22 protein-coding genes are annotated in these 16,040 nt (G+C 35.3%); all 22 read left to right on the top strand.

Going from position 1 to position 16,040, the window contains the following annotated elements; genetic code table 11:
- Positions 1 to 134: 134 nt before the first annotated feature.
- The 22 genes from FEZ13_RS15925 to FEZ13_RS15830 all read left to right on the top strand — a co-directional run bounded on the left by FEZ13_RS15925 (position 135) and on the right by FEZ13_RS15830 (position 15,297).
- Positions 135 to 512: a hypothetical protein gene (locus FEZ13_RS15925; protein ID WP_146547595.1), complete on the top strand. Its 378-nt coding sequence runs from the start codon at positions 135 to 137 to the stop codon at positions 510 to 512.
- 222 nt (positions 513 to 734) lie between these two features.
- Positions 735 to 1,175 carry a cell wall hydrolase gene (locus FEZ13_RS15920; protein WP_146553504.1) on the top strand — a complete coding sequence of 147 codons (441 nt, stop codon included), beginning with the start codon at positions 735 to 737 and terminating at the stop codon, positions 1,173 to 1,175.
- Between the two features lie 863 nt (positions 1,176 to 2,038).
- Entirely contained in the window at positions 2,039 to 3,004 is a 966-nt protein-coding gene (locus tag FEZ13_RS15915) for a helix-turn-helix transcriptional regulator (RefSeq protein WP_186725952.1), read from the top strand.
- A 356-nt stretch (positions 3,005 to 3,360) separates the two neighbouring features.
- The gene (locus tag FEZ13_RS15910) at positions 3,361 to 3,882 is read left to right on the top strand and encodes a DUF4352 domain-containing protein (RefSeq protein WP_146553502.1); all 522 of its coding nucleotides are present in this window, start codon (positions 3,361 to 3,363) and stop codon (positions 3,880 to 3,882) included.
- 33 nt (positions 3,883 to 3,915) lie between these two features.
- Positions 3,916 to 4,227 carry a hypothetical protein gene (locus tag FEZ13_RS15905; RefSeq protein WP_146553501.1) on the top strand — a complete coding sequence of 104 codons (312 nt, stop codon included), beginning with the start codon at positions 3,916 to 3,918 and terminating at the stop codon, positions 4,225 to 4,227.
- Positions 4,228 to 4,550: 323 nt separating this feature from the next.
- Positions 4,551 to 4,865, top strand: a complete 315-nt coding sequence (locus FEZ13_RS15900) for a hypothetical protein (RefSeq protein WP_146553500.1) — start codon at positions 4,551 to 4,553, stop codon at positions 4,863 to 4,865.
- Between the two features lie 447 nt (positions 4,866 to 5,312).
- The gene (locus FEZ13_RS15895) at positions 5,313 to 6,950 is read left to right on the top strand and encodes a T7SS effector LXG polymorphic toxin (protein WP_146553499.1); all 1,638 of its coding nucleotides are present in this window, start codon (positions 5,313 to 5,315) and stop codon (positions 6,948 to 6,950) included.
- A gap of 1 nt (position 6,951) precedes the next feature.
- Positions 6,952 to 7,302: a transposase gene (locus FEZ13_RS15890; RefSeq protein WP_146553498.1), complete on the top strand. Its 351-nt coding sequence runs from the start codon at positions 6,952 to 6,954 to the stop codon at positions 7,300 to 7,302.
- Between the two features lie 217 nt (positions 7,303 to 7,519).
- A complete protein-coding gene (locus FEZ13_RS15885) occupies positions 7,520 to 7,708 on the top strand; it encodes a hypothetical protein (protein ID WP_146553497.1) in 189 nt (62 codons plus the stop codon).
- Between the two features lie 219 nt (positions 7,709 to 7,927).
- On the top strand, positions 7,928 to 8,788 hold the full coding sequence (locus FEZ13_RS15880) for a hypothetical protein (protein ID WP_146553496.1): 861 nt from the start codon (positions 7,928 to 7,930) through the stop codon (positions 8,786 to 8,788).
- A gap of 11 nt (positions 8,789 to 8,799) precedes the next feature.
- Positions 8,800 to 9,306: a hypothetical protein gene (locus FEZ13_RS15875; RefSeq protein ID WP_146553495.1), complete on the top strand. Its 507-nt coding sequence runs from the start codon at positions 8,800 to 8,802 to the stop codon at positions 9,304 to 9,306.
- 255 nt (positions 9,307 to 9,561) lie between these two features.
- Positions 9,562 to 10,113 (top strand): hypothetical protein, encoded by a 552-nt coding sequence (locus FEZ13_RS20530; protein WP_370467720.1) that lies wholly within the window; start codon positions 9,562 to 9,564, stop codon positions 10,111 to 10,113.
- Positions 10,114 to 10,124: 11 nt separating this feature from the next.
- On the top strand, positions 10,125 to 10,520 hold the full coding sequence (locus FEZ13_RS15865) for a CDI toxin immunity protein (protein WP_146553494.1): 396 nt from the start codon (positions 10,125 to 10,127) through the stop codon (positions 10,518 to 10,520).
- Between the two features lie 365 nt (positions 10,521 to 10,885).
- On the top strand, positions 10,886 to 11,056 hold the full coding sequence (locus FEZ13_RS19685) for a hypothetical protein (protein ID WP_186725951.1): 171 nt from the start codon (positions 10,886 to 10,888) through the stop codon (positions 11,054 to 11,056).
- A 179-nt stretch (positions 11,057 to 11,235) separates the two neighbouring features.
- Entirely contained in the window at positions 11,236 to 12,006 is a 771-nt protein-coding gene (locus FEZ13_RS20240) for a DNA/RNA non-specific endonuclease (RefSeq protein ID WP_255473226.1), read from the top strand.
- Between the two features lie 11 nt (positions 12,007 to 12,017).
- Positions 12,018 to 12,494 carry a DUF600 domain-containing protein gene (locus FEZ13_RS15855; protein ID WP_146553493.1) on the top strand — a complete coding sequence of 159 codons (477 nt, stop codon included), beginning with the start codon at positions 12,018 to 12,020 and terminating at the stop codon, positions 12,492 to 12,494.
- A gap of 308 nt (positions 12,495 to 12,802) precedes the next feature.
- Positions 12,803 to 13,138, top strand: coding sequence for a hypothetical protein (locus FEZ13_RS15850; protein WP_146553492.1), 336 nt, complete (start codon positions 12,803 to 12,805; stop codon positions 13,136 to 13,138).
- A gap of 73 nt (positions 13,139 to 13,211) precedes the next feature.
- Positions 13,212 to 13,340 (top strand): hypothetical protein, encoded by a 129-nt coding sequence (locus tag FEZ13_RS20235; protein ID WP_255473225.1) that lies wholly within the window; start codon positions 13,212 to 13,214, stop codon positions 13,338 to 13,340.
- A 216-nt stretch (positions 13,341 to 13,556) separates the two neighbouring features.
- Positions 13,557 to 13,685: an HNH endonuclease gene (locus FEZ13_RS20230; RefSeq protein WP_255473224.1), complete on the top strand. Its 129-nt coding sequence runs from the start codon at positions 13,557 to 13,559 to the stop codon at positions 13,683 to 13,685.
- A gap of 14 nt (positions 13,686 to 13,699) precedes the next feature.
- Positions 13,700 to 14,149 carry an SMI1/KNR4 family protein gene (locus tag FEZ13_RS15840; RefSeq protein ID WP_146553491.1) on the top strand — a complete coding sequence of 150 codons (450 nt, stop codon included), beginning with the start codon at positions 13,700 to 13,702 and terminating at the stop codon, positions 14,147 to 14,149.
- A 210-nt stretch (positions 14,150 to 14,359) separates the two neighbouring features.
- Positions 14,360 to 14,929 (top strand): hypothetical protein, encoded by a 570-nt coding sequence (locus FEZ13_RS15835; RefSeq protein ID WP_255473223.1) that lies wholly within the window; start codon positions 14,360 to 14,362, stop codon positions 14,927 to 14,929.
- Positions 14,930 to 14,940: 11 nt separating this feature from the next.
- Positions 14,941 to 15,297, top strand: coding sequence for a histidine kinase (locus FEZ13_RS15830; protein ID WP_146553490.1), 357 nt, complete (start codon positions 14,941 to 14,943; stop codon positions 15,295 to 15,297).
- Positions 15,298 to 16,040: the final 743 nt, after the last annotated feature.

Here is a 16,040-nt window from a genome sequence, read left to right as displayed (position 1 = left end):
AGAGAGAAACGAGGAAGATAGATGGGGGATCAAATGCCCGTAAAAGTCCGATTGTTTAGCTAACCATCAGCGGGGGATGAAGAAAATCCCCACTGATCTGATGGAGTTTCACTTTATAGATGGAGATGATCGTAATGATTGATTACATGACGTTTGATGTGATGTGGATGGATAAGGTAATTGCTCATGTAGAGCTGAAACCAAAAGATGGTGGTTCTCCATATGTCATCAATTATATTCATGATTTTAATAAACAGTTTTCTCCGAATATGGAAGGACATATTTCTCTTGAAGAAATGGAGCGTTGGTTAAAATGGCGCGTATTTCCTCCTACACGGGCAAATGCAGATGAATTATTGGCTTCGCTTGGTCTGAATAGCTATAATCGTTGGGCGATTGTTCAAAAAACACATGGTGTCATGGCAGATGACGAAATTTGGCTTCGATTCAAAGGTGAAACTTTAACACACAAAGATGTTTGTCTTCGCCAATATCTCTACTATCCTAAATAAGCATAACCATACTTGAAGCATTTATTTTATTAAGGCATATTAAATGAAATCGGGATGTAGTCTAGGGGTGTCACTTAAATATTGTGTATACCACTGCTTTTTTGATGCCCATGCAAATCTGATACGCTTGATCAAGTTACTTAAATATTATGTATACTGCTTCTACATTCGCAATGACATCAATTTTGTTTTTATTTCATAGTATAGATTTGAGGTGAATAGATGCCAAGAGTCAAATACAGAAATTCAGATGTGGATTTAGTCGCGAGGATGATGAGAGCAGAGGCAGAGGGTGAAGGAAATCAAGGAATGTTGTACGTTGGCAATGTGATCGTCAATCGCCTTGTTGCAAATTGTTTGGATTTTGAAAATTTAAGGTCCATTGATGATGTCATTTTTCAGATTCAAGGTGGAAATTATTCGTTTGAAGCGGTCCAGAAGGGGAATTCATTTTATCAAAGGGCAAGGCCAAATGAACAAAGATTAGCAAGACAAACTTTGGATTATTGGCGAGATCATCCAGCCAAATATGCTCTCTGGTACTTCAATCCATATGCACCATGCCCGCCAACATGGTATGGTCAACCTTTTACAGGCCAGTTTAAAAATCATTGTTTTTATGAGCCAGCCGCTGGCACATGCGAAAATGTCTATATGGGGTAGGTTATTTAGAAATTATTATCAATGCTGCATTTAGATTTTACTGCATATATAAGCCTAATTTTTGAAGTGGGTAGGACAGATTTTAGCTAAAATAAGCAAAGACATTTCTGTTTGAAAACTTTTTCAGCTAATTATTAGTCGCATAACAAAAATAGATGGGGCACAAAGCTCTATCTTTTTTGTTGTTTAAATATTGGCGCACATGATTTAGAACGCTTAATGCCCATTATGGATCACGTAGAGAGTGATTTATTGACAAAAGAGAAAGCAGATGAATAACTAAATTTGTCCAATCCACGAGAAATGCAATCCAATCCATGAAAGCCCCCCTTCCAGTCTACAGAGAAATAATTCTAGCCATGGAGAATCTATTCCAATCCACGTCAAAAAATAGTTCTATCCACAGAGAAATGCTGCCAATCCACGTCAAAAAATAGTTCTATCCACAGAGAAATGCTGCCAATCCACGAAAAAAACAGTTCTATCCACGGAGAAACGATGTCAATCCACGAAGAAAACAGTCCAATCCATGGAAAACCTATGCCAATCCACGCCCAAATGAATTTTATCCACGAATGAGAAAATTTAAGTCCTCACTTCATTCAATTTTTATTTCAAGTATTCAACGAACGGGTGATTCGACCAATTCTATTTTATAAAACAACCCTATGATCCTAATAAATAGAACAAACAAAAAATTCCAAAAGCCCATTGACGAACCTATCATTATTTACATATATTAGAATAGATACTAGGAACTATATGAGGTAGTATGCTAGAAATTTAGGAAAATATCACATGCTAATAAATTCGGTATGGTCTATAACAAAAATAGGATAAAAGGTGATTGAATGAGTGAGAAAATGAATAAACAAAATATTCGCTTACTAACGCTTTTCGATAAATTGAAAAGTGGAAAATTCTTTAGAAAGTCAGATGAAGCCACTCGATTTAATGTAAGTGAAAAAACGATTCAACGAGATATTGATGATATAAGAGAGTACTTAGGGATTGAATATCCTGGAAGTTATTTAGATTTTAATCGAAAAGAAAAATACTATTTTATCAATCGTCAAAAACCCAAATATATTTCATCCCAGGAGCTGCTGGCAATCGTTAAAATCTTAATGGATTCAAGAGCTTTTCCAAAGGAGGAAATGCATCAAATTATTGATCGCTTACTCGATTTATCTGTCAATGAAAACAAAAAACTAATTGAAAGTATTATCAGCAATGAAAAATATTTATATGAAAGCCTGCAAAATAGTAAATCGATCTTTGAAACACTTTGGGAGTTAGGAAAATCGATTGATACTAAAAATGTCATTCAAGTATCGTATAAAAAGGAAAATGAAGATCTTGCCAAAACAAAAATGTTGAAACCAGTGGGTCTCATTTTTTCAGAATTTTATTTTTATCTCATCGCTTATGAAGCAAATGAAGATCTCGATTTTCCAAAAACTTATCGTGTTGATCGAATCGAGGATATTACAATACTGACCACAAAGTTTAAAGTCCCTTATAGCGATCGCTTTCAAGAAGGCGAATTCAAAAAAAGGGTTCAATTCATGTACAGCGGGGAACTATTACATATCAAATTCAGATATACGGGCTGGTCGCCACAAGCCATATTAGACAGACTGCCAACCGCAAAAATTATTCAGCAAGATGCCACAGGCGTTTACTTTACAGCAGAAGTCTTCGGGGAAGGCATCAAGATGTGGTTATTAAGCCAAGCAGAATATATAGAAGTACTCGAACCCGCACATTTTCGAGAAACGATAGCCCAAACTATTAGAAAAATGCATGATTTGTATGAGGAACAATAGAATTTTATGAATGAGAAAATCCACTAGTTTTTATAGACAGGCTACTAATCTATATAAATTTTGTAAGAAAAAATTGATAGCAATAAGAAGATGGACATAATCTGTCCCTAACGTTTGATAGGATGAATAATGAAAGAAGGATGGAGTGCATATTTAAAAAATACTCATCATGTAATGGAGGAATCTGAAAATAATTAAAAAAGGGATGAAAAATGCATACTAGCAAAATGAATAATAAACGATTCATTTTTAGAAATGTGAATAGGTGTGGATTCCTTTTTTATTTTAATGTAAATAAATATAAAATATGTACTATTTATCCTTAAAAATTTTTTCAAACATTAGGAGGCAAGTATATGAGTAAAATCATAAAATTGGTTGTTGTATCTGCGTTATTAATGGGTATTTTAGCTGCTTGCGGTGAAGCTGAGGTCAAACAAGTGGACCAAAGTGAAAAAAAGACTGAAAAGGAACAGAAAAAAGCGCCGGCATTTTATCATATAGGCGATACAGTTTCTGTTGATGGTATGGAAATACAATTAATTTCTGCAAAATTTGTAAAGCCAGCCGAATATTCCGAACCTGAAAAAGGAAAGGTTTTGGAGATCGAAGTAAGTGCTAAAAATAATAGCTCGGATAATGGCTTTGTAGATGACACAGAATTCACCATTTCAGATGCAAAAGGCAATATGCATGAAGAATATTTTGGATTCGACTACACTTTTAGCGGAGAAGTCAAAAAAGGAAAAACAATGACAGGGAAAATTGCTTTCGATGTCCCAAGCTCCACTGAATACGAATTATATTATGAACCATCTTTCTCATTAAAAAACAATGCCGAAATCAAGTTCAAACTCAAAAATTCAGAATTAAAATAAAAGTTTTAACCAATTAGAAGGGAAGAAAGAAACATGAAAGTTTGGGTAGCAGTACTAGCCATTTTAGGTGGATTATCAGGGTTAGCAAGCGGCTTTCTAGTAACCGCTTTTGGAGCAGGATTCGGAGAAGAAGCAATGGCAAATGACGGCGCAACCGTTTTCTGGTTATCCGCACTAGCCATCTTTTTAGGATTCATCACATGGAAATTCAATAAAATCGGCGGCATCGGACTTATCCTAATCTCAATTTACGGCCTATTCGCAAATGGCCTATTCTTCATCGTCGCCTTCATCTTCTTAGTGATTGCAGGGATCTTGGCGTTTCGGATTAGAGCAACCGTTTGATGGGGAGAAATTTTGAAAGCATTAGATATGAAGAACTATTTGAAAATAGCTAGTAAATCAAAAGGAATCTCATTTAATAGTATTTTTAGTTTTGCTGAAATAGGAAAGGGGTGTTGGGTTTTTGGATGTGGAAGATATCGAAATAACATTTTCGTTTCGAAAAGATGAAGAGCTAGATATGATGAATGGACATGGAGAAGTGTCGTTGATTACAGAAGAAGACCTAGTGAAAATTGGTTTAATTCACTTTAATTATTACAACGGATATGTCTTTGATAGATCTTCAAATAATTTCGGATGCCATCGGCGGAGATGAACTGTATATGCTATCAGAATTGACAGAAGAGCAGTTACTTGATGGAAGTCAATTAATCACTTTAGATCGAGTGATTATAGAAAAAGAATTTGAAAGTGAAGAAGTGGAAAAAGATATTTTAAAGAGATTTATAGAGGATTGCCGCTATTTTATGTTTGATACGATACTCGTTATTGCGATTAATCCTATTAATCCTTCAAAAGATCAAAAGGTTTTAGAATTTCCAAAATATAAACTTTATTCAGAGTTAAACTTTTATCCTATTGGTGGATCCGATAAAAAAACACTTGTGATGTTGAAAAACTTGCATCTTAAAGGGTAGTGATGAGATGTGCTTAAGAAATTTATACTTAGAACTATTAAAAATTATTGATAGACTATAAGACTCCAAGTGCCAAACACCAAAACAATCCAAAAAATAGGCTACAAAATCCGTCCTTAATCTCTTCAGAGGTTAAGGATTTTTTCTATAGATAGCCTTAGATATAGGTACCAGTAATTAGTTTATATTTCCTATTTTGTATTGATATAAATAGGCAAAAATAATCTTAATAGTATGTTTTTTACATGGTATAATTGATAAATATTAACATGCAATATACTTTATTTTAATGGAAGATAGTTACTGAATAGATAGGAAATGATGATGAAATAGTTATAGAGTGGTAGATATAGCGGTTGCTTTAACTAACGCTCAGTGAAACACAAAACGACATTAAGTTGAACGAAACGTAAAGGAAGGTGGATCGCTATTACAAAAGTACTAGATGTGGCAGGTTTACAGAATGGCATCGAGAAAACGCTCAAGTCCTTAAAAAATAAACAAACTGAGATGGCGGCGATTGAAAAAGCGGTACAAGGGATACTGGCGCTAGAAGATGCTTTTAAAGGAGAAAGTGGGGAGGCAATTCGAGCCTATTATCAAGAAGTACACCTGCCATTTATCTCCTATTACCAAGCTTTTATAGAAGATTATGAGCGTCAACTAAAAGCTATGGACCATGAATTACAAAAGCTAGAATCCGCCAAAAATGGCCGGATTGACGAAGCTTTTTTAACAGAAGACTTAAAAAATAGCCTCCAAAACACAGCCAATCGTACCATCAATCTTACAGATGAGGCCAATCAAACGATTCTTTCCATCCAAGATATTGTGGCTACACCGTCATTAAATGATGCCTCTTTTTTGGAGGAAGTGACGGACGCTCAAAAACAGATTCAGACGACAGTAGAAAAAGTTCACCGATTTGATTACAATCAAAGTAAAGCTTTTGAAGAATTATCCAATGATGTGTCGAATATGCAAAACTACATAGATGGCATCCAAGCGCAGATGAAGAGTGGAAAGCTGCAACTAGAAAACTATACAAGCGGCACATTAAGCAAGTATCAGCTAGATAGCTGGTTGAAGGATGAGGTGGGAAGTACCTGTTCAAGAGTAGAGACAGAAGAAGTGGATCGCATCGAAGAACTGCAAAAGAAACTCGCAAAAGCTTCCACGCCAAGTGAATATCTAAAAATCGCGAAAGAAATAGGCATTGAAAATCTCGATGATGACCAAAAACAAATCGTCACTATGCTGGAAACCGCGGAGGGCATCTCAAAGGGTCTCCTTAAAGCGGGAAAAGACTTTGTAAAAGGAATATTTGACTTCGCCATTCATCCCGTAAAAACAATGGAAAGTACAATGGATGCCATTGCTCATCCCATCGAAACGTACGATTATCTTTCGAAATCCATCGCTGATTCTTTTCAGCGGGATGTCATCAATGGAGATGCCAAGTCACGTGCCGAGTGGATCTCCTATGCATTAGGAACCCTCGGATTATCCGCAGTGGGCACCAAAGGATTAGGGGCTGTATCAAAAACAGCCAAAGCGACTACCAAAGTAGGCGTCCACAAAGTAAAGGGTGCAGCCCAAAAAATCCCGACGCTCGACCTGTATCCGTATGCGCCCCAACATCAATTAGCCAGTGTAAATGCAGGTATTGTGCCTTATAATACGGTGAATAGTGTTGGGCTGAGAGATCAGTTGATTTTTATGGCGAAGATGGAGGCGAAGGGGAATGGTAAGGGTACGGGTAAATATCAAGTTGGAGCTTATAAAGATATTAAAGGAGTAGAGGGACTTGATGCACATCACGCAGGACAGAAGGCAGCAATGAAGAAATTAGTAGATAATTATGATTTAAATACTGCACCTGCAATAAATGTTCCAAAGGTGGGTCACACCATTAAAGGGCCTAATGGAATAGTTTCAAGAAGTACAAAAGGAATAGATAATCCTAGACATTTATTGGCAAGAGATATTTTGGAACTTAGAAGAGTCTATGATGACATGCCGAATTCAAAGTTAAAAGAACTTATTGAGTTAAATAAAAAAATGTATCCAGAAATGAGGAAATAATATGAATGAAATTTTTGTTAAGTCACTTTATGAGTCTGTAGTTAAAGAGAACCTTCAACTTTACAAAAATTTGTATGAGACAACGATTGTTACTCCTAAAACAGATAGTTATTGGAAAGAAGCTATTGGTTTTTACAATAGTTTATCTGATGAAAATAAAGATATATTAATGACGGTAATTGAACAAACCATGATTGATACCATTTCAAACATGCTAGGAATAATTGATGGAAGCTCAACTTTAAAAGGTTGTTCATTAGAACCAAAACTACTGCTTGATTCTATTGATACAGAGGGAGAACTACAAGATTCGTTTTTAGAATTCATAGAAGAAATAGATAGTAATAGCTAATTGGAATTTTATAACAGATGTTTGCATAAAGAGCACATAAAAATATTTAAATAGTTTAAATGAATTCTATTACCTTGATTGTGGCTAAGTGCCTTTGAAGTTTTGGTGACAGGCATTCAAACAATTTCAGGCACTCAAACAATTCTGAAAATAAGATACAAATAAAGTCTTTAATCTCTACAAAGATTGAAGGCTTTTTAAATCCGAATTATTTTAATTGGATTCATTAGCATTTCAGTGGGATGTCATCGATGGGGATGCGAAATCGCGTGCCGAGTGGGTATCCTACGCATTGGGAACCTTAGGATTATCTGTAGTGGACACCAAAGGGTTAGATGCTGTAACGAAGACAGGAATGACCACAGTAAAAGAAGCCAAGTCAAGTCCAAAGAATTGTGTAAATTAAAACACAAGGTTACAGTTTAAAAGTTCAAGTGACAGGCACCCACAAAATTCTGAAAATAAGATACAAATAAAGTCTTTAATCTCTACAAAGATTGAAGGCTTTTTAAATTCGAATTATTTTAATTAGATTGAGAAAGCTTCCACGCCAGATGAGTATTTAAAAATCGCGAAAGAAATAGGTATCGAAAATCTCGATGATGACCAGAAACAAACCATCGCTATGCTGGAAACCGCGGAGGGCATCTCAAAGGGTCTCCTTAAAGCGGGTAAAGACTTTGTAAAAGGCATATTTGACTTCGCCACTCATCCCGTAAAAACAATAGAAAGGACAATGGATGCCATTGTTCATCCCATCGAAACGTACGATTACCTTTCGAAATCCATTACTGATTCTTTTCAGCGAGATGTCATTAATGGGGATGCCAAGTCACGTGCGGAATGGATCTCTTACGCATTAGGAACCCTCGGATTATCTGTAGTGGGCACCAAAGGATTAGGCGCTGTATCAAAAACAGGAATGACCACAGTCAAAGCCACTACCAAAGTAGGCGTCCACAAAGTAAAAGGTGCAGCCCAAAAAATCCCGACACTCAACCTGTATCCCTATGCGCCCCAACACCAATTAACTGGTGTAGATGCAGGTATTGTGCCTTATAATACGGTGAATAGTGTTGGGCTGAGAGATCAGTTGATTTTTATGGCGAAGATGGAGGCGAGAGGTAGCGGTACTAAGGGTACGGGTAATTCTGAAATAAAGTATCCTTTAAGTTCAACAAATAAAAAGCATATTAATAAGCATAATATTGAATCTATAAAGCAACAATCTAAATATTTATCCGATTCTCAATTGGCTGATAAATTAGAGTCTAGTTTCTTTAATCCAAAGTGGAGTCAAGAGGATATAAATAAATATGCTGAAATTGCATATAATGATTTGAAAAATCAAGGGAAAACTGGGAATTTGACATATGAAATAGGTGGAGAAATAATAGATGTATTTATTCATCCAGATGGTCAATTCGGGAGTATATATGGAAGACATAAATTTGCAGTTGAAGATATTAGAAAAATGACGAAATAAGGGAGAAAATGATGTTTAAAATTAGTTTTAAAATATTTGAAAATGATAGTGTAGAAGAAATGGAACTCAATGGAGCAGATGGATATTTCCAATTTGAAATTGATAATGAAACTTACGGTATTTTTATCCCAGAAGATATTGATGAATTTTCAGTTTCTGTTTATTGGTGGTTATATTATTTTTTAAAAGCGGTGTTAATTTTGAAAACTGAAAGTTATGTTTTAATCAGTGATATTGAAAAACCTAAGATTTGGATTGAGCTAATAAGAGAAGAAAATACCGTGAAAATAAGTAAGGTTACTGCTGATAAACCTGAAGGAAGTGGAGCAATAGAAACAAAAGAAATGCCTAACCTAATTCATCAGTATTGGAAAGATAAGCAAGTTAGTTATGAAATCTTCAAAACAGAAGTAGTAAATAAAGCTAAATTATACATCGAAGAAGTAAGAGTATTAAACAATGAAGCTAATAAAGATATTTTAACATTAGAAAGTTTGATACTAGAAATAGAAGGATAAGTTCAAGTGACAGGCACCCACACAATTACAGGCATCCACACAATTCTGACAATAAGCTACAAATAAAGTCTTTAATCTCTACAAAGATTGAAGGCTTTTTAAATCCGAATTATTTTAATTGGATTCATTAGCATTTGAACGGGATGTCATCAATGGGGATGCCAAGTCACGTGCCGAGTGGATCTCCTACGCATTAGGAATCCTCGGATTATCCGTAGTGGGACCAAAGGATTAGGCGCTGTAACGAAGACAGGAATGACCACAGCCAAAGCCACTGCTAAAGTAGGCGTCCACAAAGTAAAAGGTGCAGTCCAAAAAATCCCGACGCTCGACCTGTATCCGTATGCGCCCCGACACCAATTAGCTGGTGTAAATGCAGGTATTGTGCCTTATAATACGGTGAATAGTGTTGGGTTGAGAGATCAGTTGATTTCTATGGCGAAGGTGGAGGCGAGAAGTAGCGGTACGGGTACTAAGGGTATAGGAAAAGGAGAACAAGTATTAGATAAGGTCAAAACATATGAACAAGCTAGGAATGAGGCGTTAGACCTTATTGGGGATTTAGGCCCAAACTCACAGCCATATACAGGTACTCTTAAGTCAAGTGCTGGATATGGTCAAGTTGTTGGTAGACAGTCTGCTGATGGGAAAGTAAGATGGAGATTAGATTATGACCCTGATAAGGGAACGCATATAAATATTGAAGATTTTCGTAAGGGTAAAGGGGTTAATGCCCGAAAAATCGCTATCCCGTTTGAGGGTAACGAAAGTACTTTTAAATCTTTATTAAAAAATTTGAATAAATGAGGGGACTTTAGATGAGTTTATTTGATGAGTGTACTGAAGCGCTAGGTGAAGATGCACATGTCTTTTGTGATAATAATAAAGAGCAAATATTAAGCAATTTTGAAAGCTCTTTTCCATTTGCTGAGTGGGGGCGTATTGAATGGGAGAAAGTGCCTGATCATGTTGAAGTGAATACAGTTGATGAGATAATTTCCTTTTTACACCAGAATATAAATGAATACAGTAATATTGTTTACGTGATTTGGGATGAAGGGACATTACCAATAATTCAATCTACTTTAGATAAAGTATTTAAAGTTATAGATGATGTTACTGCTGTAAGTTTTGATACATGGATATTTTCACCATCTTCGGGATATGTTATTGAAATATTTCATGATGGTGGGGTAAAAGTAGGATTAAAGTAAAATGAATTTAACCTTCAAAAGAAAATTAATGGTCCTCTTTTGAAGGTTTTTTAGTTAATTTTGATATCAAGCACTCAATGTTCCGAAGACTGGTAAAATTTTGGTGCCAGGTACTCAAAGAATTAAACTTAACCAAAGGTCAGAAACAAGAACTTTTAAAGAATTTACAAAAAGCTGTAGATTGGTTGAATAACGAGGAGGGTATTATGAAATTTTTTTAAAAGTAAATGATAAGAATTGTCTACCTAAAGTAGATGAGTTAGTAGATATTATGTGGGAAAAAGGAGTAAATATATCTAGGGTAGGACAGCTAGATAGTTTAATAATCGGTACTTCTCTTACATTATCGTGGGATAAATGGTTGGATGAAATATCTCTATTTTGAAATAGAGTCTATCAATAATGAACAACAATTATCAATTGAGATTGATGAAGATGCGTGTTTTGTTGATTTTAGGGCGTTATATAAAGCGATTGAATTTATAGCAGAAAGATGTAATACATTAATTGGTATAGATAGAGGTAAATGGATGTAGCTAAATGAATACAGGTTAAAGTTCAAGTGACAGGCACCCACACAATTCTGACAATAAGCTACAAATAAAGTCTTTAATCTCTACAAAGATTGAAGGCTTTTTAAATTCGAATTATTTTAATTGGATTCATTATCATTTGAAAGGGATGTCATCAATGGGGATGCCAATTCACGAGCGAGATGATCTCCTATGCATTAGGAATCCTCGGATTATTCGCAGTGGGCATCAAAGGATTAGGGGCTGTATCAAAAACAGCCAAAGCGACTACCAAAGTAGGCGTCCACAAAGTAAAGGGTGCAGCCCAAAAAATCCCGACGCTCGACTTGTATCCGTATGCGCCCCAATATCAATTAGCCAGTGTAAATGCAGGTATTGTGCCTTATAATACGGTAAATAGTGTTGGCTTGAGAGATCAGTTGATTTCTATGGCGAAAGTGGAGGCGAGAGGTAGCGGTATTAAGGGTACGGGTAATAAAACAGATAAGATTACAGATGGTGTTATTAGAGAAGGAAGTCATATGAGTACGGATGGTGCTTTGAAACCGAATGTTAAGTATAAAGTAGGAGAATATGAGTATTTATATGAAACTGACAATATGGGGAGACTTAAAGAGTTTAATGCAGATGATTTAAAATTAACAGAAAGAGATAGTAGATTACCACATAAATCAAACACGCCTGGAAAAGAAACGGGTGACCATGCTGGACATTTAGCTGGTGATAGGTTTGGGGGCTCTCCAGATTTAGATAATCTTGTATCTCAATCAAGTAATGTGAATTTGAGTAAATACAAGAAGTTAGAAAATCAATGGGCTACAGCCATAGAAGAAGGGAAGAAGGTTTCCGTTAATGTTAAAGTCAATTATGACAGAACTGGATTAAGGCCGACAAACTTTGAAATAAAATATAATATAGATGGTGTTATTAAGAAAGTAAGATTAAAAAATTAGGGGTGATAGACTTGAGTAAAGTATTTGAAGATTATTTTTCTGAATTACAAGCGGATATGGTGGCTATTTGTTTAGAATACGTTGAAAATAAAGCGGAGGATATTTACATTTATTGTTCCTATGAGCCAGAAATGTATGTTTTTGACGTATTTTTTAAAATAAACAGTCAATTTGTTTTTAAGCATAACTTAAATGATGCAGTAAATAGCACAAGCACGATAGGTAAGAAAGCATTGATTTATGATACCTCTGAACAAAGGCAAGAAGCTGTTTTAGATATTGGACTTGAAAATTTAGAAAAAATTCATGAAAAATGTAAAGAATATGGAAAAGAAATGCCTACAGAGATAAAGTTACATTATAATGTGAAGCAGAATAGTTTAAAAGGAAAATATAGATATGATTTAGTTTATTCAAATGACGAAGAGCTTTTACCAGATGATATTTTCAATTTTTGGTTTGAAGAGGTAAAAAATAGGAATTACTGAAGTGGAAATGTCTTAATTAGTATAAGAGTTCAGTAGGATTCAGGATTATGTTTTAGAAAGTTCAAGTGACAGGCACCCACACAATATATGTTTAGCAATTCTGTAGATGAAGTGTTAAAAGCAATATAATTAAAACCACCTTAATGATGTGACCCCAACTCGCAAAAGCTTCCACGCCAAGTGAATATCTAAAAATCGCGAAAGAAATAGGCATCGAAAATCTCGATGATGACCAAAAACAAATCGTCACTATGCTGGAAACCGCAGAGGGCATCTCAAAGGGTCTCCTTAAAGCGGGGAAAGATTTTGTGAAAGGCATATTTGACTTCGCCACTCATCCCGTAAAAACAATAGAAAGGACAATGGATGCCATTGCTCATCCCATCGAAACGTACGATCATCTTTCGAAATCCATCGCTGATTCTTTTCAGCGGGATGTCATCAATGGGGATGCCAAGTCGCGTGCCGAGTGGATCTCCTACGCATTAGGAACCCTCGGATTATCCGCAGTGGGCACCAAAGGATTAGATGCTGTATCAAAAACAGCCAAAGCCACTACCAAAGTAGGCGTCCACAAAGTAAAAGGTGCAGCCGAAAAAGTCCCGACACTCAACTTGTATCCCTATGCACCCAACATCAATTAGCTGGTGTGAACGCAGGTATTGTGCCTTATAATACGGTAAATAGTGTTGGCTTGAGAGAGATCAGTTGATTTCTATGGCGAAAGTGGAGGGAAGAGGCACTGGTAAGGATACTTTAGAGGTAAAATTTGTAAAGGAACAGCTTGCTACTAAGCCGCTATATGAGCCTGTTCCAGAGAAGTGGATAAAAAAGGGTGGACTATGAAGATAGATGAAGATGGAACTTGGGTATATACAAATAAGAAGGGACAGACTGTAAGGTATCCTGATGGTTATCCAGACTTTGCCGAATATTCACATCCAACTATTAAGCCTGTAGAAATTGAAATTGCAAGTCCTACAAATCGTCCTTTAGATTATAAAAACGCAAATATAAAGGCGGGATTGAATAAAGATTCTGATCCGCCAGCTGCTTCTTTAAATGAAGCGCCTGAAGGGGTATACTTGGGCATATCATCATCAAGATGGAAAAACAATGATTCTTGTTGATAAAAAGGTCCATAGAGAATTTACTCATGCAGGTGGAGTTAGTATTGTTAATGGAAAATAATTAGGAGGATATATATGGCGAAAATTTTTGGTTCACATGATAATCTTTCGTTAGAACAAATAGAAAAATTTGAAATTGAAAATAATGTTAAACTGACAGAACTATATAAGAGCTTTTTACTAAAATGGAATGGGGGAAAAGTAATACCCAATTTATTTATGGTATCTAATGAACAAGGACCAAGTGTCTTGAATGTTTTTTATGGTATTGGCGATATGTATGATAATTTGACAGATTTTATAGATATAATGGATGAAAGATTACCATTAGGATTTATTCCAATTGGAGATGACCCATCAGGAAATGTTGTATGTTTAGGGACAAAGGATCCTTATTATGATAAGATTTATTTTTTGAATCATGAGCAAGAAACAGAAGAACCCGATGATATGAGTAATATGTATTTTTTAGCAAATAATATTGATGAATTCTTGGATAATTTATATGAAGACACTGAAGAATAAAAAGAAATATTAGCAATGGATTACATAAGTTGAAAGTGACAGGCATCCACACATGTTTATTGCAAAATAAAAGTGCAGACTTATGCAGCATATTTGTGCAGAGTCCCGCACTTTTTTTAGTGCCATAAAAAAAGACTTGCCAGCCACCCCAAGTCACTCTACTGTAAAGGTGTCGAATCTTAACAGTGGAGGTATGAAAGGATGCTAGCAATGTCTGAAATTAATTGTATCAAAACATTACGAAATGAAAAAGGTTTATCTATTAGCCAAATAGCGGATACTTTATCAATAAATTGGAGAACCGCAAAGAAGTATGGAGATGAAGATCAACTTCCTCAAGAAAAGAAGATAATAAAAAAAGGAATGATGTATAAAGAACGATGGGGCGAAATTATTATCGATTGGTTAGAGGAAGATTCTAAAATAAAGAGAAAGCTACGACGAACAAATAAACAAATGTATGAGGCTTTAGTAACTATGGGATTCTTAGGCTCTTATCGTACAGTCTGCGACTTTATAGCTGATTGTAGAACGGCAAGGGAAGATGCAAAATCAAAAGGATATGAACGTTTAGAACATCCAGAAGGAGAAGCCCAAGTAGATTTTGGTGTAATGGAAGCTGTTCATGAAGGTGAAATTGACCCGAAAATACATTCAAAAATAACAAATGAATGGAGTAAATGGGATAAGAAGCTAGGTAGAACACCTACCTCTCAAGATATAATGGATTTCGCAGATACCATTGAAAGTAAATATAGAAGATACTGGTACGATAAATAGGAGGAGTTTCAGTGGAAGAAAAAAAGCAATTATTTGAGCATTTAAAATCTATTAAGGATTATTGGGTGAAAACTTCAGTAGAAAGTTTAGATGAAAACGCTGACTTAATTTGGTCTGATTATGAAGAAGAGTACCATAAATTACAATGTTTATTAAAAAATGATGAAGAAAAAGAAGCATATGAGAGAGTATTAAATGAACTAATAAAAGGTGTCCTTCACTCAATATTAGTGATGGTAGATGGCGGAGATGATTTAGCAGACAAGTATACAGTTGATTTAATAGCAGAGAAGCACAATAAGTCATTGAAAATGAATGGCGCTTTACATGAAGAGTTTTATGATTATTTACTTGATGTGGAAGACTAAAAGGTTGTTCATATCCTGAAGAAGCTCACCAATGCGAATGATTATGGGGCCACTACAGATCTTTATCGGTAACAAAGAATGCATGTACGTGTTTGATCGAGGGTATTTAGACTGTGATCGATTTAATCGAATGACAGAGCATGGCTAGTTTACGAAAAAGCGCCGCCAAATGAGTGATTCAAAGGTGCTATTCGAAGATATGTAATAGTGTTGGGGTGAGAGATCAGGTGATTCTATAGAGATGATGAAAAATAGGTGATCCTAGAACAAGATTGCCAGAAACGGTTAATAGAAAGGTGAACCTGATTATTCAAATTCAAGACTTCTATCTGGTCAAAACAAACTTGTTGATATTTTCAGATTCAAATACAGATTTTTAAAAGCTCAAGTAACAGGCACCCACACAATTCAAATCTGCGTATAAGTACTCTACGGTTTCCGCTGAATCAATTTGTTTCTGTCCTTGTAGTTCTCTTGCTACTAGCAATATTAGATTCTTCCCATTAAAAAAGAAGAAGATTGATGAATAGCTGTAAACCATCTTTTGCTCTGTCCATATGTTATTCGAATATACAAAGGAAAACATAGTGACACCAGATTTTTTAGCCTAGGTGCTATCACTAAATAGTTTCCAAATTCAAAATATAACACGTTATGTTATATTTTATAACATTATAGCTCTAATAAAATAAAATTTTATATTTTTGTTGATTGTTGTGTTAATTAAGTTGACATTGAAAGAT

Source organism: Rummeliibacillus sp. SL167 (assembly GCF_007896505.1).
Classification (GTDB): domain Bacteria; phylum Bacillota; class Bacilli; order Bacillales_A; family Planococcaceae; genus Rummeliibacillus; species Rummeliibacillus suwonensis.
This window is presented reverse-complemented; position numbering and strand designations above follow the sequence as displayed.

Coding starts and splice junctions, on each gene's coding strand:
- FEZ13_RS15925 (WP_146547595.1), top strand. CDS start 135: ATGATTGATTACATGACGTTTGATGTGATGTGGATGGATAAGGTAATT.
- FEZ13_RS15920 (WP_146553504.1), top strand. CDS start 735: ATGCCAAGAGTCAAATACAGAAATTCAGATGTGGATTTAGTCGCGAGG.
- FEZ13_RS15915 (WP_186725952.1), top strand. CDS start 2,039: ATGAATAAACAAAATATTCGCTTACTAACGCTTTTCGATAAATTGAAA.
- FEZ13_RS15910 (WP_146553502.1), top strand. CDS start 3,361: ATGAGTAAAATCATAAAATTGGTTGTTGTATCTGCGTTATTAATGGGT.
- FEZ13_RS15905 (WP_146553501.1), top strand. CDS start 3,916: ATGAAAGTTTGGGTAGCAGTACTAGCCATTTTAGGTGGATTATCAGGG.
- FEZ13_RS15900 (WP_146553500.1), top strand. CDS start 4,551: ATGCTATCAGAATTGACAGAAGAGCAGTTACTTGATGGAAGTCAATTA.
- FEZ13_RS15890 (WP_146553498.1), top strand. CDS start 6,952: ATGAATGAAATTTTTGTTAAGTCACTTTATGAGTCTGTAGTTAAAGAG.
- FEZ13_RS15880 (WP_146553496.1), top strand. CDS start 7,928: ATGCTGGAAACCGCGGAGGGCATCTCAAAGGGTCTCCTTAAAGCGGGT.
- FEZ13_RS15875 (WP_146553495.1), top strand. CDS start 8,800: ATGTTTAAAATTAGTTTTAAAATATTTGAAAATGATAGTGTAGAAGAA.
- FEZ13_RS20530 (WP_370467720.1), top strand. CDS start 9,562: ATGACCACAGCCAAAGCCACTGCTAAAGTAGGCGTCCACAAAGTAAAA.
- FEZ13_RS15865 (WP_146553494.1), top strand. CDS start 10,125: ATGAGTTTATTTGATGAGTGTACTGAAGCGCTAGGTGAAGATGCACAT.
- FEZ13_RS19685 (WP_186725951.1), top strand. CDS start 10,886: ATGAAATATCTCTATTTTGAAATAGAGTCTATCAATAATGAACAACAA.
- FEZ13_RS20240 (WP_255473226.1), top strand. CDS start 11,236: ATGATCTCCTATGCATTAGGAATCCTCGGATTATTCGCAGTGGGCATC.
- FEZ13_RS20235 (WP_255473225.1), top strand. CDS start 13,212: ATGGCGAAAGTGGAGGGAAGAGGCACTGGTAAGGATACTTTAGAGGTA.
- FEZ13_RS20230 (WP_255473224.1), top strand. CDS start 13,557: ATGAAGCGCCTGAAGGGGTATACTTGGGCATATCATCATCAAGATGGA.
- FEZ13_RS15840 (WP_146553491.1), top strand. CDS start 13,700: ATGGCGAAAATTTTTGGTTCACATGATAATCTTTCGTTAGAACAAATA.
- FEZ13_RS15835 (WP_255473223.1), top strand. CDS start 14,360: ATGTCTGAAATTAATTGTATCAAAACATTACGAAATGAAAAAGGTTTA.